Here is a 14,302-nt window from a genome sequence, read left to right as displayed (position 1 = left end):
ACGCAGTGGTGTGTGAATGAGCGCTGTGCTCACAACCTTACAGTCATTCACTTAGAGAGTCCATCTCTTAATCACGTGGGCGTAGTGCAGTTCCTGAGTGGTGGCTCCACTCGCCGACTGGACTGTTTTCGGCGGAGGCCCGGATGGCGCCCACCTCCGGTCCTGAGGGGCTGCGCCCGGGAGGTCTCCACTTAGCTCGTTCCAGGGGATCTGCAGCGTGCGTGACGTCCAACGGCCGGGTATGCTGGTGACCCATCAGGCTAGAGGCACACGCGTCTGAGATTCCTGAGCCAGGCTAAGGCGCTGGTCGGCATCCATCGCCCCTCACGCGGGGGAAGGAACTTGCGGCGGCACCCCTGATCATTCGCAAAGCCCGAGGCCGATCTGTTGGTCCCAGCTGCCGATCACTTCGGGGAGCAGGTCAAAGTGAAAACGCATATAGCCCGACAAAAGACTTTGGTTCTTCTCTGAATCGGTCATTTTGTACATGGATCCTTCTGTTTGAGCCGGAGCCAGGATGGCGCGAGGCCTTTAGAAGGTGTGCTCAGTGCTGGGGAACTGCCCCGAGCGGACCTCCTCGCCGTATGTCCTGGCTGCCTCGCTGAGTATGGTCCGGATGTCCGCATACTGCTTGACGAATTTAGCCATCTTTCCACGGCGCAGGCCGGCCATGTCAGACCATACAAGGACCTGTCCCGTCGTCGCATTCCCGGCGCCGATGCCGATTGTCGGAACGGATATTGCGGCATCAACGGCCTCTGCAGTTTTAGCCGGCACCATTTCCATGAGCACGCAAAAGGCACCGGCGTCGGCCAGGGCCTCCGCGTCGTGGATCAGCCGCTGGGCGTCCTCCCCACGGCCCTGCACTCGGTAGCCACCAAGGGCATGTTCGCTTTGCGGAGTGAAGCCGATGTGAGCCATCACTGGGATGCCGGCTTGGACCATCGCCCTTACAGTCTCTGCGTAAAAGCTACTCACCTCGATTTTCACCGCGTGGGCGAGGCCCTCCTTCAGGAACCTGACACCTGTGGCCACTGCTTGTTCTGCGGACACCTCATAACTGCCAAACGGTAGGTCGGCGACCACGAGGGCACGCTTCGCCGAACGAGCGACTGCCCGGCACAACGGCAGCAGTTCATCCACCGTGACTGGCAGGCTGGTTTCATTTCCAAACACGTTGTTGGAAGCCGAATCGCCCACGAGGAGGACTTCAATTCCCGCCTCGTCGAAAATCTCGGCGGTGTACTGTTCGTAAGCCGTGAGCATGGCGAAATGCTCGCCGTTCGACTTCGCCTGCTGCAGATGATGGATCCGGGTCCTACCTCCGGGCCTTCTTGCCGTATCGGAAGCCGTAACGCCGGTCCCGGAAGGACCGTTTCCGTAGGGTGCCGGAACTTCCGGGGAAGCCCTTTCTTCAGAGCTGTTTCTGATGGCCATGCTTTAGCTCACCGAACAGTCTTCAACGCGAAGGGCGGGCGCCCTAACCCATCGGTGATTCCTTCGGCGGGGTCGTTTCCTATCTGCAGGATCCTGTTGTTCGGGTCCACGTGGACGATCTTGGGGTCGTAGGTCCTTGCTTCTTCTGTTGTCATGTCCGCGTAGGTGATGAGAATGACTGTGTCGTTTTCCTTGACCAGATGTGCAGCAGGGCCATTGATGCCTATCACGCCCGAGCCACGTTCGCCAGCAATGGTGTAGGTCTCCAGGCGTGCACCGTTGGTGACGTCGACGATTGCGACGAGCTCGCCCGGCAGGATGTCGGCCGCCTCCAAAAGGTCCAGATCTACGGTGACGGAGCCGACGTAGTGCAGGTCCGCGTGTGTGACGGTGGCGCGGTGGATCTTGGACTTGAACATTTTGCGAGTTATAGGATGCATGGCAATTACATCTCCCTGAAAGGTTCTAGACGCAGGCCGCGTCGTGGGTGGGTGAGTGGCGGTGGGAGAGCCCGTGACGGGTCGGAATGGCCTGGAAGAGACGATCTGTGACTGTGCCGATTGCCCCGATGCCCTCAACCTGGGTGAGGATGCCGCGCTCGGCGTACTTTGCCGCCACGGCTTCGGTCTGCTCGTGGTAAAGATCCAGGCGGTGGCGGATGACGGCTTCGTTGTCGTCGCTCCGGCCAGTTTCCTTGGCCCGTCCGAGGAGGCGGTGTACCAGTTCCTCGTCGTCAGCAGTCAGCTGCAGGACGACGTCGAGCTTCGCTTCGCCCTTGGCGAGGATCTCGTCAAGGTAGTCGACCTGAGAGGCGGTCCGGGGGTACCCGTCCAGGAGGAAGCCGTTGTCGACGTCGGACTCGCTGAGCCGGTCGCGCACCATCTTGTTGGTCACGCTGTCCGGAACGAAGTCGCCGGCGTCCATGTACTTCTTGGCTTCGATGCCAAGCGGCGTCTCGCCCTTTACGTTGGCGCGGAAGATGTCGCCGGTGGAGATCGCCACAACGCCGAGGCGCTCTGAAATCCGCTCCGCCTGCGTTCCTTTTCCGGAACCGGGAGGTCCAATAATCAGCATTCTCGTCATTTGCAGGTCCCTTGCTGTAGGTGTTTCATACGATTCAATCCGAAAGGGAGATCGTTTGGATGTGATGCCGGCCGTGCGCCCCGCCCCAAAGGCAGGCATCGCTTGCTCTTGAAGTCAGCGAGTTCAATTGGCGAAGCACCGGTTGCTCGGCGATCCGGCGGTGAGGTGCCGCAAACGTTGCGAATATTTGATGATCCGGGTGATCATCCGACACCTCACCGCTGGAATTGGGGGCAGCAAGGGCTGCCAGCTAAACGGAACGCTGCTCGTGCCCGTTGTATTCGCTCAGTGGGCGAATGAGGGAGTTGGATGACAGTTGTTCCATGATGTGTGCGGTCCAGCCGGTGATGCGGCTGGCTACGAAGATGGGTGTGAAGGTGGGGGTGTCGAAGCCCATGAGGTGGTAGGCGGGGCCTGTGGGGTAGTCGAGGTTGGGCTGTATGGCCTTGGCCTCGTCCATGGCCTGCTCCAGCCCGTTGTAGAGCCCTAAGAGCTCGGGCCGGCCGTAGTGGGCGATCATTTTGTCCAAGGCGGCCTTCATGGTGGGCACGCGGGAGTCGCCGTGCTTGTAGACGCGGTGACCGAACCCCATGACCTTTTTCTTCTGCGCCAGGGCGTCCTTCATCCAAGCCTTGGAGCGAGCGGCTGCCTCCTCCAGGGACTCCTCGGGTCGGATGCCGATTTCATCGAAGGTGTGCATAACGGCCTCGTTAGCGCCGCCGTGAAGCGGACCCTTGAGGGCGCCGATGGCGGCGGTGACGGCCGAGTGCAGGTCCGAGAGAGTGGACGTGACAACCCTGGCGGTGAACGTGGACGCGTTGAAGGAGTGCTCCGCGTAAAGGATCATCGAGACGTCGAAGGCTTCCACTACTTCATCCGCTGGCTCTTCGCCGAACGTCATCCAGAGGAAGTTGGCCGAGTAGCTCAGGTCATCGCGGGGCTCCACGATGTTTTGGCCGCGTCGGCGGCGCTGGTCGTAGGCCACCACAGCGGGCATGGCAGCAAATAGGTCTTTCGCTTTTGTTAGGTTTGCCTCGGGAGAGGCATCTTCTGCCAGCGGATGCCGGGCTCCGATCACCGAAGTTGCGGTCCGGCAAACGTCCATTGGGTGTGCGGACGTGGGGAGGGCATCCAGCACGTCTTTCACGCTGGCGTCCAAGGCACGCCCGGCGCGCTCAGCAACACGGAATTTCTCCAATTCCTCTGCGGTGGGAAGTGCGCCGTGCCAGAGCAGGTAGGCGACCTCTTCGAAACTGCATTTGGCGGCCAGTTCCTGGACCGGGTAGCCACGATACAAGAGTGAATTGGTTTCGGGGTTGACCTTAGAGATAGCGGTGTAGTCCACTACTACACCGGCAAGGCCCTTGCGGATTTCGATGGTTTCCGAGTTCATAAGACTTCCTTGTCTGAGCGTGATGGGGCGCAACGGCTAGCGGGTTCCAGGTACCTGGAAGTTAAAAACGCCGGTATCGAATTGGTTGTATGCCTCGTAGTCCACGAGGTCATAGAGACGCGCACGGGTGAGCATGTTTTCCACCTGCGCCTCTTGGGTGCCCGCAACCTTAAGCGTGTCCAGTGTGCGTTCGACTGCTCCCATGGCAATGCGTAGGAGAGTGACTGGGTAGATGACCATGTTGACGCCCACGGACTGCAGCTGGTCAACGGTGAACAGGTCGCTCTTTCCGAATTCGGTCATGTTGGCCAGGACCGGCACGTCCACGGCGTCGCAGATGGCCTGGAACTCGGACAGGTCCTTCATGGCCTCCGGGAAAATGGCGTCGGCACCGGCGTCCACCAGGGCACGTGCCCGCTCCTGGGCGGCCTCGATCCCCTCCACGGCCCGGATGTCGGTGCGGGCCATGATGAGGAAGTTCGGGTCCCGGCGCGCGTCCGCTGCAGCACGGATGCGTTTGGTGGCCGTGACCAGGTCCACCACGTTCTTGCCGTCCAGATGGCCGCAGCGCTTCGGGTTGAACTGATCCTCGATGTGGCAGCCGGCCAGTCCGGCGTTTTCGAGTTCCTGGATGCTGCGGGCGACGTTCATGGGCTCGCCGAAGCCGGTGTCCGCGTCCACCAGTGACGGCAGGTCGGTCATGCGTGCGATCTGCCCTGCGCGGGTGGCCACCTCAGTTAACGTGGTCAGGCCGATATCCGGCAGGCCAAGGTCGTTGGCCAACACGGCACCGGAGATGTACACACCGGCGAAGCCCTTTTCCTCGATCAGCCGCGCGGAGAGTGGGCTGAATGCGCCCGGGAACTGCTGGATGGTCCCCGAAGCAAGCACTTGTCGCAGCTTGAGGCGTTTCTGTTCGGGCGTGGTCTTGGAGTACAGCATTGTTAGAACAGCCCCTTGGGTGCGGCGGCGAAGTCGATGACGCCCGGTGCCGCGGTGATGTTCAGCTGGTCCAGCTCGCCGGCGGCCAGCTGGGGAAGCCGGGCTGCGGTGTCGAGGAAGCGCTCGATTTCGTCCTCCTCGACCAGGCCGCCGGCGAGGGTGCGGAACTTGTTGATGTATTGCTCGCGGGTGAAGGGCCGGGCGCCGAGCGGGTGGGCGTCGGCGACGGCGATCTCGTCCGTGACGACATTTCCGTCGGTCAGGGTGATTTCCACCGAACCGCCGAAAGCCTTCTCATCGATATCCGGGGAGTGGTAGCGGCGCGTCCATTCCGGGTCCTCCACCGTGGACACCTTCTCCCACAGCTCCACGGTGTCCGGCCGACCAGCGCGTTCCGGAGCATAGGAGTCCACGTGGTGCCATGATCCGTCCTGCAATGCGACAGTGAAGATGTACGGGATGGAGTGGTCCAGCGTCTCCCGCGAGGCGGTCGGGTCGTACTTCTGTGGATCGTTCGCACCCGAGCCGATGACCACATGCGTGTGGTGGCTGGTCCTGATCACCACAGACTCCACGTTGGCGGGGTCTTTAAGTTCCGGGTACTTGCCGTGCAGCTTGCGTGCGAGGTCAATCCAAGCCTGTGCCTGGTACTCGGCGGAGTGTTCCTTGGTGTAGGTGTCCAGGATGGCGCGCTTGGCTTCGCCGGGGGTCGGCAGCGGAACCGTGTACGAGGCGTCAGGGCCGTCGAGCAGCCAGGCGATGAAACCGTCTTCGCCTTCATAGATAGGGACGGGGGAGGTCTGGCCGCGCATGGAACGGTCTGCGGCTTCCACGGCCATCTTGCCGGCGAACGCGGGAGCGTGCGCCTTCCAGGTGGAGATTTCGCCCTTGCGGGATTGCCGCGTTGCCGTGGTGGTGTGCAGGGCCTGACCGACGGACTGGAAAATCGTTTCGACGTCGAGCCCCAGCAGGGTGCCGATGCCGGCGGCGGCGGACGGGCCGAGGTGGGCCACGTGGTCGATCTTGTGCTTGTGCAGGCAGATCGCCTTCACGAGGTTCACCTGGATCTCGTAGCCGGTGGCGATGCCGCGGATCAGGTCTTTGCCGCTGGCGCCCACATGCTGTGCGACGGCCAGGATAGGCGGGATGTTGTCTCCGGGGTGGGAGTACTCGGCGGCCAGGAAGGTGTCGTGGTAGTCGAGTTCCCGGACGGCCACGCCGTTGGCCCACGCGGCCCACTCGGGTGAAACGCGCTCACCGATACCGAAGACCTTGGCACCCTTGCCCCCGGTCGAAGGGCCGTGGGTGAGGGCCTGGGCCCTGGCGGCGACGATCGGGGCGCGGTTCAACGACGCGATGGCAACGGAGGCATTGTCAATGATGCGGTTGATCACCATTTCGGTGACGTCGTCGGTGACGGCTACTGGGTCTGCTGCCACCAGAGCGATCTTGTGGGCCAGCTGGTCCTCACGCGGCAAGTTTTCCTCGCTTTTGTACACACGGACGTGGTGTTCCTTAACCATTGGAGCTCCTTGCTAATGAGGTGTATGGGTGGCTTTGACGTGGGAAAGACTGCGGCGCAGGTACACGGTGGTGCCAGCAGCCGTCAGCGCGGCGCCATTCGGATAGCGCCGTCCAGGCGGATGGTTTCCCCGTTGAGCATCGGGTTTTCCACGATGTGCACCACCAGCGAGGCATATTCCTCGGGCCGGCCCAGCCGTGAGGGGTGCGGCACTTGGGCACCAAGGGAGCTGATGGATTCCGCGGGCAGGGATTCGAAGAGGGGGGTCAGGAACAGCCCCGGGGCGATCGTGTTGACGCGCACCTTGTGTTCGGCGAGGTCGCGGGCAATGGGCAGGGTCATCCCTGCGATCCCCGCCTTGGATGCCGAGTAGGCGGCCTGCCCGATCTGGCCATCGAAGGCCGCGACGGACGCGGTATTGATGATGACACCGCGCTCTTCACCGTCGGCGGGCTGCTCGAGCATGCGTGCGGCGGCGAGGCGGATGACGTTGAAGGTACCGATGAGATTGATCTGAATGACACGCTCAAACTCATTCAGCGGGAACGGGCCGGACTTGCCGACCACGCGCCTGCCGCTGCCGATGCCGGCGCAGTTGACGACGATATCGAGCCCGCCGAGTTCCGTGCAGGCGTCCACGGCTGCCTGCACCTCCTCTTCACGGGTGACGTCCGTGGGCGCAAACCGTACCCGGCCGTTCAGTTCCTTTGCCACGACCTCGCCGTTGGAGCCCGGAAGGTCGACTATGACCACGCCCGCGCCCTTGTCGACGAGCTGACGCACTGTTGCCAACCCCAGGCCTGAGGCGCCTCCGGTCACCAAAGCAACTTTGTCTGCTATCTGCATGGGGATTCCTTTCCTTGTGTGTGCCTATTGTGGTGCGCTGGATGCTTGATGATCCTGGCGTTAGCTAGCCAGCTCACCGCCCTGGCACATGGTCTGCAGTCCGTGCCGGCCGCCGCCGGCTTCCAAGCGGTTCAAGATGGTCATCAGGATCATGTCCCCGATGCGAAACAAATACCCTAGGGCCGCGTGCGTCAGTTTGGTCGGATCGACGGCGAACGCGGCCCCAGGCCATGTACCGATGCAAAGCGACGATGTCGGCGATAGAGAGACCACCGCACTTCAGGGCTGTTCCGTTGTGGACATCACCTCGGTCAGCATCAGCAATGGGTCGCTGCCGCTGACCGAGAAGAACTTGAGCACGGCCAAGGGCCGGACTCCGGCCGGATAGCGTCCGGGACGGCGATCTGGACAGCGGTTGACCTTGTTATACCCAAGTTCCAGGGTGCCCAGCCTTCGGACTTGCGACCTCAGTCTGTGGCCAGTGAAACGTCTGGCAGGTGCTCACCCAAGTTGCATAGAGCGCCCAATGAGATCCTTCATGATCTCGGTGGTACCTCCGTAAATGCGCGTAGCCCGGCCGTCGGCCCAGGCACGCGCCACCGGATACTCGTGCATGTACCCATAGCCGCCGTGGAGCTGAACGCAGCGATCAAGAACTCGGCCCTGCATCTCCGTGGACCACCACTTCGCCTTTGCAGCATCCACCGGGGTAAGTGCACCCTTGTTCAGCTCCGTAATACAGCGATCGACGAAAGCCTGTGCAACGTCGACTTCCGTGGCCATTTCCGCCAATTGAAACCGGCTGTTTTGTTGAGATCCGATGGTCTTTCCAAAGGCGCGACGCTCGCGCACGTAGCTAATCGTCCAGTCCAACGCCGCTGCTGCAGAGGCAACGGCACCTGCAGCCAGTGAGAGTCGCTCTTGGGCTAGATTCTTTGTTAGGGAGGCGAATCCTGTGCCCTCATCACCAAGGAGATTCGATGTGGGCACCCGAACAGCGGAGAACGATAATTCGGCTGTGTCCTGGGCATGAATTCCCATCTTGTCGAGCTTGCGGCCACGTTCGAAGCCCGGCATACCGCGTTCCATCAACACGAGACTAAGTCCGTCACGGCGTCCCTCACCGGTCCGGACGGCGGTGATGACGACATCCGCGTTGATTCCGTTTGTGATGAATGTTTTTGACCCATCGACGACGTAGTGATCGCCGTCTCGGACCGCCTTTGTCTTGATACCAGACAGGTCCGATCCAGTTCCTGGCTCAGTCATCGCAATTGCTGCTATGGCTTCGCCGCTGACCAGTTGGGGGAGCCAAGTATGTTTTTGCTCCTCCGAACCCATTCCTACAATGTAGGGAACACAAATGTCCGTGACGAGTATGGGACCCAGTAGAGCTGGCGAAACGCCGGCCCGAGCTGCTTCCTCATTCAGAATTACGTTGTACCGAAAGTCATCGACCCCGGATCCGCCGTACTCCTCGGGCACCCCAAAGGAAAGTGCACCCATCTCGCCCAACTTGACAAATAAATCACGGGGGACGATGCCGTCAAGGTCCCAAGCGGAGGAGTTCGGCGTTACCTCCTTAGCAATAAAGGAACGAATTGAGTCACGATACTGCTCGTGATCGCTGTCAAAGATGTCGCGTTTCACGTCATGTCCTTTATATGAAGAATCCGCCACCGCAGACCAGGGTCTGCGCGCTGACATAGTCGGACTCTGGCAGGCACAGTAAGTACACTGCCCCTGCGGCGTCCTGCGGTGTGCCCGCCCTCCCAAGGGGGATCATCTGCTCGGTCATGGCTGTTAGGCTCGCGCTCATACCCACCTTGATCGATTTGCCTGCTACATCGATGCGACCGTCACCGTCTGCGCTGACCTCAGTGAGACGAGTTGTGATGAAGCCGAACGCGACGGCGTTGACTGTCACGTTGTACCGTCCCCACTCCTTGGCAAGCGTTTTTGTTAGCCCGACTATTCCGGCCTTGGCAGTAGAGTAATTAGACTGGCCAGCGTTGCCGCCAAGCCCTGCTATGGAAGAGATATTCACGATTTTACGGGCAACCGCACCTCCTACGGCGGACTCCTTTTTCGACAGTGCGGAAATCACCGGTTGAGCAGCTCTAAGAATGCGGAAGGGTGCTTTGAGGTGCACGTCCATAATCGCGTCCCATTGCTCATCTGTCATTTTTTGAATGACGCTATCCCAGGTGTAGCCCGCGTTGTTGATGATGATGTCGAGGCCGCCAAACGAGTCTACGGCGGTCTTCACGAAGCGCTCCCCGAAGTCGGCGTCGGTAACGCTTCCAATGCAGGCCACTGCTTCACCGCCCGCGGCGAGAATGCTCGCGACAGTCTCGCTGGCCGGCTCCTGATCAAGGTCGTTTACAACGATTCTTGCGCCTTCGCTTGCAAGCTTGATTGCAATTTCGCGTCCTATACCGCGACCCGATCCGGATACGAGTGCTACTTTTCCACTGAGGGTTCCCATGTTTTGTCCTTAAGCTTTAGTCGAGCGCGACGATTGCGCGACCGACAAGTGTAGAAGTTCCATCGGCGAGGGTGACTGCCAGATCAATAGTTGCTGTGCGTTCCCCACCGGTGGGTTCGATCGCCGTAACGCGCCCGGAGCACGTGGGAATGGCATAAACGGGCGTGATCGCGTTAAACCGCGCCTCGAAGGAACGTATCCGTTCCTGCGGCACCCAGTTCGTGAGGAACCGCCCGAGGTAGGCCATTGAAAGCATGCCTTGGGCGAAAACGTCCTCGAGGCCAGCAGACTTCGCAACATCGATGTCTATGTGGATTGGGTTGTGGTCGCCCGATGCTCCGGCAAACAATGCGAGCGTAGTTCGGGTGATTTCGGAAATTACCAACGGTGGCAACTCGGTGCCGACCTTGACGGAGTCGAGCGTGATCATGGTTTGATCTCCAATCCAGGGTGGCGGACGACCAGAGTCTCTTCAAGCGTAGCGACGGCTACTCCGTCCGCCCTGGTCACCTCTGTCGCGCAGACGATGAACTCAAGGGACCCGCCCTTCTTCTCGTAAACATCAATAATCGTCGGCGTCAGTGTCACGGTGTCCCCTGCGTAAAGCATGGACCGATAGGTGAACGCTTGCTTGCCGTGCAGGAGGAAGTGCATATCCACTCCGAGCTCCTCAATCCAGCCAAAGGGATCGGGAACATCCAGCTTCAAGCCGAAGAGGAAAGTCGGCGGTACGGGAAGATCCGGGTGCCCGTCTGCTTGAGCGGCTTCAATGTCGCTGTAGATGGGATCGCTTTCGCCTATGGCCTTAGCAAAGTAGGCAAGTCTGCCCCGTTCGATAACTGCTGTCACGGAAGCCAGAGGTTTGCCGATCGAAGTTCGTGGAATTGCCAACTTTATTCCGTTCCTGTTGGTTGCATGACTAACGGGTGTTAACTTAGACTAGAACTGGGGGTTCACCCTGTCAACACCCAAGAATTCAACGCCGGCATCACAGAGGCCTCGGCGCCGCATGAGTGATGCAGACCACGCAAGGAGTCAACTGATTTGTCCCAGAACAAGCTCGGGGAATTAGGAACGGACAGAGACCTCTGTCGCGATTCCGTTCCTCCTCAGAAGTCCCAGGGCCCGCTTTCCGGCTTGCGCATCGTTGAAATCGCAAGTCTGGCTCCTGCTCCATTTGGCTGCATGCTCCTCGCTGACCTCGGTGCGGATGTACTGCGGGTGGATCGGCTGAATTCGCGCCCCACATTCAGCGGTCCCGCCGGGCCGCTTGATAGGGGTCGCCGCAGTGTGGCACTGGATTTGAAATCACCTCAGGGTGTCGCGGCTGTAGGCCGCCTGATCCGTGACGCTGACGTACTTATCGAAGGGTTTAGGCCTGGCGTCGCCGAAAGGTTGGGAATTGGCCCTGACGCGATGCTTGAAATAAATCCCCGACTCATTTACGGGAGGATGACCGGTTGGGGACAGGAGGGGCCACTTGCGGCTCGAGCAGGTCACGACATCAACTACGTCTCCATTTCCGGTGCTCTGGAACCAATAGGCACCGCGGGGGAAAAGCCACACCCAGCTTTGAATCTTCTTGGTGATTTCGCTGGTGGTGGCTCGTTCCTTGCGTTGGGGATACTTTCGGCGCTCTATGAACGGGAGCGGTCTGGCAAAGGCCAGGTCATCGATGCGGCAATGGTGGATGGTTCATCGGTTCTGATGTCCTTCATCCATGGGATGCGTACAGCTGGTTTATGGGAGGGCGAACGTGGCACGAATCTTCTGGATGGAGGCGCCTCCTTTTACGGTACTTATGAGACGTCGGACGGCAAGTACATGGCCGTGGGCTGTATCGAGCCGCAGTTCTACTCGCAGTTACTTGAAAAAATGGGCATCACAGCTGGCGTTGCGGGTGAGCAGATGGACCCGAGCAGATGGCCCGAGACCAAAGACCTGTTCTCTCGAATATTCAAGGAAAAGACCCGTTCCGAGTGGACGGAAATCTTTTTCAACTCAGATGCCTGTGTGACTCCGGTGCTCTCACCCTGGGAAGCACACCTCCACCCCCACAACCAGATTCGGTCCGCATTCGTTGATGTCGGGGGCGTCATGCAGCCTGCTCCAGCACCAAGGTTCAGCCGTAGTTCGCCTGCCAGCCCTGTGCCTATGGACGCTGGGGGCCGCAATCCTTCAGAGACGCTTGCCCATTGGGGACTGAATCCCGCTGAAATTCAGGATCTAGTTTCTCGTGGCGCAGTTGGTTAGACACGAGAAAGTCACCTCGCCTCCGTTGAGACAACGTAATCGCACCACAGCCCACTAACAGCATCCGATATTGAACGGGAAAGGAGGCGTCTCGTAGGCTACCCCCCGGCCGCACGAAAGCCGGTTGAATGCCCGGGCGGGGTCCCAGCCGGGAAGAAGACCGGGGACCCGGTCGGGAAGCTCCCACGGGCGGGTCCAAGTGCACATGCTGCGGACCTGTCACCGCAGCCCCCGCCAACCAACGAGCAGGAAAAGAAGGCCATGAGATCAGTGGAAGCCGGCGACCCGGGCCTTTCACCCAAGCCCCAAAATTCGGTCCAGCCCGCGTCCATCAAGGCCCTAATAGCCGTTCAAGTCCCGTGACGGGGATTGTGGAGTGAAGAATTTGAGTACATCGATACACGGCGAAGCAGGATCTGTCCGCATCAATTCTTAGCCCCCTGCCTCCTGAATCACGCCAAGTTTCGCCGGCTTTCAGCCCTGGGAGCCGTGTTAGCAGGACCTTCACGGGTGCGCTTCTGGATGTAACGCAGCTTGCCGCGATGGCTTCGTAAACGGCGACCGAAGCCATAGGATCTAAAGCACAGTCGAGACTAGGAAAGATAGGGGGACTCATGTATTCAGAGCAGATGAGAAGCGCCCCTCCGCCCCGTACTCGTCCCAGGAACCGTCGCGAACTAACTCTTGAGGCAGCCACCGTACTCTTCTACCAGCGAGGATACGCCGATGTCTCAATGAGTGACATCGCACGTGCAGTGAATGTCAGCGCGCCCGCCATCTATCGGCACTTCCAAAGTAAGTCCGAATTGCTAGTCGACGCAATCAGCTCCGGGCTTACCCCGTACACCGAAATACTGGAAGCCAGGAGCGATGAACCTTCAGGAAGACGTGGCCTGGACTTTGTACTCCGACAGCTAGCCGAATGCGCTCTCGATCATCGTCAGCTCGGGGTGCTTTGGCAGCGCGAAGCGCGAAACCTGGGCGAGCAAGACCAGAAAATCCTGCGGGAAAGACTTCGTGCTACCACAAGGTTGTTGGCTGGTTTTCTCACTGTTGAACGACCCGAGCTGGAGGAGTCTCCAGCCGATCTTCTCGCGTGGTGCGCAATGGGAGCACTGGTGAGTGTCGGATTCCACTCATTATCCCTTCCGCGAGAAGAGTATATTCAGCTGCTTGTCGACATTACGCAGACTTTAGTCAGCCTTCCAACTCCAGATACAGGGAGCCTGTCGTCTGACATTGCGGAGATCACTGAGTCATCTCCTTCTCGGCGGGAGGACCTCATATCAGAAGCGACTGAGCTATTCGCCGAGCGGGGCTTCGGTGCGGTCGGTGTCGACGACATCGGCAGCGCTGCCGGGATCGCCGGGCCTAGCATCTATAGCCATTTCGCTAGCAAGCAAACGATTCTCGCTGCGGCCATCCAGCGAGGCAATGATCTGCTGACAAAAGAGGCGGCCCCTGTCCTGAAAAGCGGGGAGCCCCCTCATGTAAAGCTTGGCCGTCTCGTGGAGTCGTATGTTCGTTTGGCGCTCAATGATCGGTTCCTTATCCGCATCTTGCTCTCGGAGATGAACCAACTAGCGGAGAGGGATCGGGACAGCGCGAGACGTCAGCAACGACAATACATCGACATCTGGACCGACCTTTTCCGAGAATACGTGAAAGTCGATCCTGTCGCCGCGCGCATTCGCGTCCAGGCGGTCCTTCTCGTTGTCAATGATGCGGTCCAAACTCCTCATCTGAGATCCCAGCCAGGCTTCGAGCAAACCCTTCGCCATCTTGCTGGTGCGCTGCTGCATATTCCCCAGGCCCAATACATGGAATCCACCGCAGTGCTGCGTGCCTCTTTGTAGGCGTAAATTGGAAGAGCTTCGGTTGGGATCCCTGGAGGTGGTCCTCGTGCCGGAGGTCTTGCTCGAGTGTCCGGGCCGAGGAGCCAGTCTAGGCTTGCCGTCGGCGTCGGCGTCGGCAACGGCGGCATGCGGCGAATTGCCGAGGCCGGGCTCCCGCGGCATCGCAGTGGTCAAACAGCCCGCTGGGACGGCCCGGTCCTAATCGCCAACGGGGAACTGGCGGCGGCTGAGAGGCCGGGCCTCCCGGATGGACTTTGAATGCCGACCTTGTCGGCCCGCGGACATCGACGTGCAGCCCAGCCACGTTCGCCGTATGGTGCTGCGAGAAGGGACGCGCTGACGTCGGACCCGTTCCTAAACTGGCAGCAAATACCGGACTTCGCCCCACAGAACACCGATCGTTGGACTGCACACGGATCCGCCCGAGGGCTCGGCCGGCCGGTGCGCACCTTTGTCCCCACCCACGGCTGGTCCGTGGACGT

Annotated in this window: 14 protein-coding genes; 3 read left to right on the top strand and 11 right to left on the bottom strand. The window is 60.2% G+C overall.

Annotated elements, in window-relative coordinates:
• Positions 1 to 531: 531 nt before the first annotated feature.
• The 7 genes from panB to NG698_RS19875 all read right to left on the bottom strand — a co-directional run bounded on the left by panB (position 532) and on the right by NG698_RS19875 (position 7,223).
• Positions 532 to 1,437, bottom strand: coding sequence for a 3-methyl-2-oxobutanoate hydroxymethyltransferase (gene panB / locus NG698_RS19905; protein WP_252611893.1), 906 nt, complete (start codon positions 1,435 to 1,437; stop codon positions 532 to 534).
• 8 nt (positions 1,438 to 1,445) lie between these two features.
• Positions 1,446 to 1,868 (bottom strand): aspartate 1-decarboxylase, encoded by a 423-nt coding sequence (gene panD, locus NG698_RS19900; RefSeq protein ID WP_252611955.1) that lies wholly within the window; start codon positions 1,866 to 1,868, stop codon positions 1,446 to 1,448.
• Between the two features lie 34 nt (positions 1,869 to 1,902).
• Positions 1,903 to 2,511 carry an adenylate kinase gene (locus tag NG698_RS19895; protein WP_252611953.1) on the bottom strand — a complete coding sequence of 203 codons (609 nt, stop codon included), beginning with the start codon at positions 2,509 to 2,511 and terminating at the stop codon, positions 1,903 to 1,905.
• A 259-nt stretch (positions 2,512 to 2,770) separates the two neighbouring features.
• Positions 2,771 to 3,913 (bottom strand): bifunctional 2-methylcitrate synthase/citrate synthase, encoded by a 1,143-nt coding sequence (locus NG698_RS19890; RefSeq protein WP_252611891.1) that lies wholly within the window; start codon positions 3,911 to 3,913, stop codon positions 2,771 to 2,773.
• 36 nt (positions 3,914 to 3,949) lie between these two features.
• Positions 3,950 to 4,855, bottom strand: coding sequence for a methylisocitrate lyase (gene prpB / locus NG698_RS19885; protein WP_252611889.1), 906 nt, complete (start codon positions 4,853 to 4,855; stop codon positions 3,950 to 3,952).
• Positions 4,856 to 4,857: 2 nt separating this feature from the next.
• Entirely contained in the window at positions 4,858 to 6,378 is a 1,521-nt protein-coding gene (locus NG698_RS19880) for an MmgE/PrpD family protein (RefSeq protein ID WP_252611888.1), read from the bottom strand.
• An 83-nt stretch (positions 6,379 to 6,461) separates the two neighbouring features.
• A complete protein-coding gene (locus NG698_RS19875; protein ID WP_252611887.1) occupies positions 6,462 to 7,223 on the bottom strand; it encodes a 3-hydroxyacyl-CoA dehydrogenase in 762 nt (253 codons plus the stop codon).
• A 238-nt stretch (positions 7,224 to 7,461) separates the two neighbouring features.
• On the opposite strand from NG698_RS19875, the gene NG698_RS19870 reads away from it, so the two are divergent.
• Positions 7,462 to 7,611: a hypothetical protein gene (locus tag NG698_RS19870; RefSeq protein ID WP_252611885.1), complete on the top strand. Its 150-nt coding sequence runs from the start codon at positions 7,462 to 7,464 to the stop codon at positions 7,609 to 7,611.
• A 113-nt stretch (positions 7,612 to 7,724) separates the two neighbouring features.
• On the opposite strand, the gene NG698_RS19865 is transcribed toward NG698_RS19870, so the two are convergent.
• From NG698_RS19865 to NG698_RS19850, 4 genes are read right to left on the bottom strand one after another with little or no spacing between them, the layout of a single operon-like run.
• Positions 7,725 to 8,873 carry an acyl-CoA dehydrogenase family protein gene (locus tag NG698_RS19865; protein ID WP_252611883.1) on the bottom strand — a complete coding sequence of 383 codons (1,149 nt, stop codon included), beginning with the start codon at positions 8,871 to 8,873 and terminating at the stop codon, positions 7,725 to 7,727.
• A gap of 10 nt (positions 8,874 to 8,883) precedes the next feature.
• On the bottom strand, positions 8,884 to 9,711 hold the full coding sequence (locus NG698_RS19860; RefSeq protein ID WP_252611880.1) for an SDR family NAD(P)-dependent oxidoreductase: 828 nt from the start codon (positions 9,709 to 9,711) through the stop codon (positions 8,884 to 8,886).
• 16 nt (positions 9,712 to 9,727) lie between these two features.
• Entirely contained in the window at positions 9,728 to 10,141 is a 414-nt protein-coding gene (locus NG698_RS19855) for a MaoC/PaaZ C-terminal domain-containing protein (protein WP_252611878.1), read from the bottom strand.
• Positions 10,138 to 10,602 carry a MaoC family dehydratase N-terminal domain-containing protein gene (locus tag NG698_RS19850; protein WP_256471287.1) on the bottom strand — a complete coding sequence of 155 codons (465 nt, stop codon included), beginning with the start codon at positions 10,600 to 10,602 and terminating at the stop codon, positions 10,138 to 10,140. Before NG698_RS19850 ends, NG698_RS19855 begins: the two co-directional genes overlap by 4 nt.
• 153 nt (positions 10,603 to 10,755) lie before the next feature.
• Between NG698_RS19850 and NG698_RS19845 the strand changes: the two genes are divergently transcribed.
• A complete protein-coding gene (locus NG698_RS19845; RefSeq protein ID WP_305887094.1) occupies positions 10,756 to 11,964 on the top strand; it encodes a CaiB/BaiF CoA transferase family protein in 1,209 nt (402 codons plus the stop codon).
• A 614-nt stretch (positions 11,965 to 12,578) separates the two neighbouring features.
• Positions 12,579 to 13,820 (top strand): TetR/AcrR family transcriptional regulator, encoded by a 1,242-nt coding sequence (locus NG698_RS19840; RefSeq protein WP_308293057.1) that lies wholly within the window; start codon positions 12,579 to 12,581, stop codon positions 13,818 to 13,820.
• Positions 13,821 to 14,302: the final 482 nt, after the last annotated feature.

This window comes from Pseudarthrobacter raffinosi (assembly GCF_023913735.1).
Taxonomy (GTDB): Bacteria; Actinomycetota; Actinomycetes; order Actinomycetales; family Micrococcaceae; genus Arthrobacter; species Arthrobacter raffinosi.
This window is presented reverse-complemented; position numbering and strand designations above follow the sequence as displayed.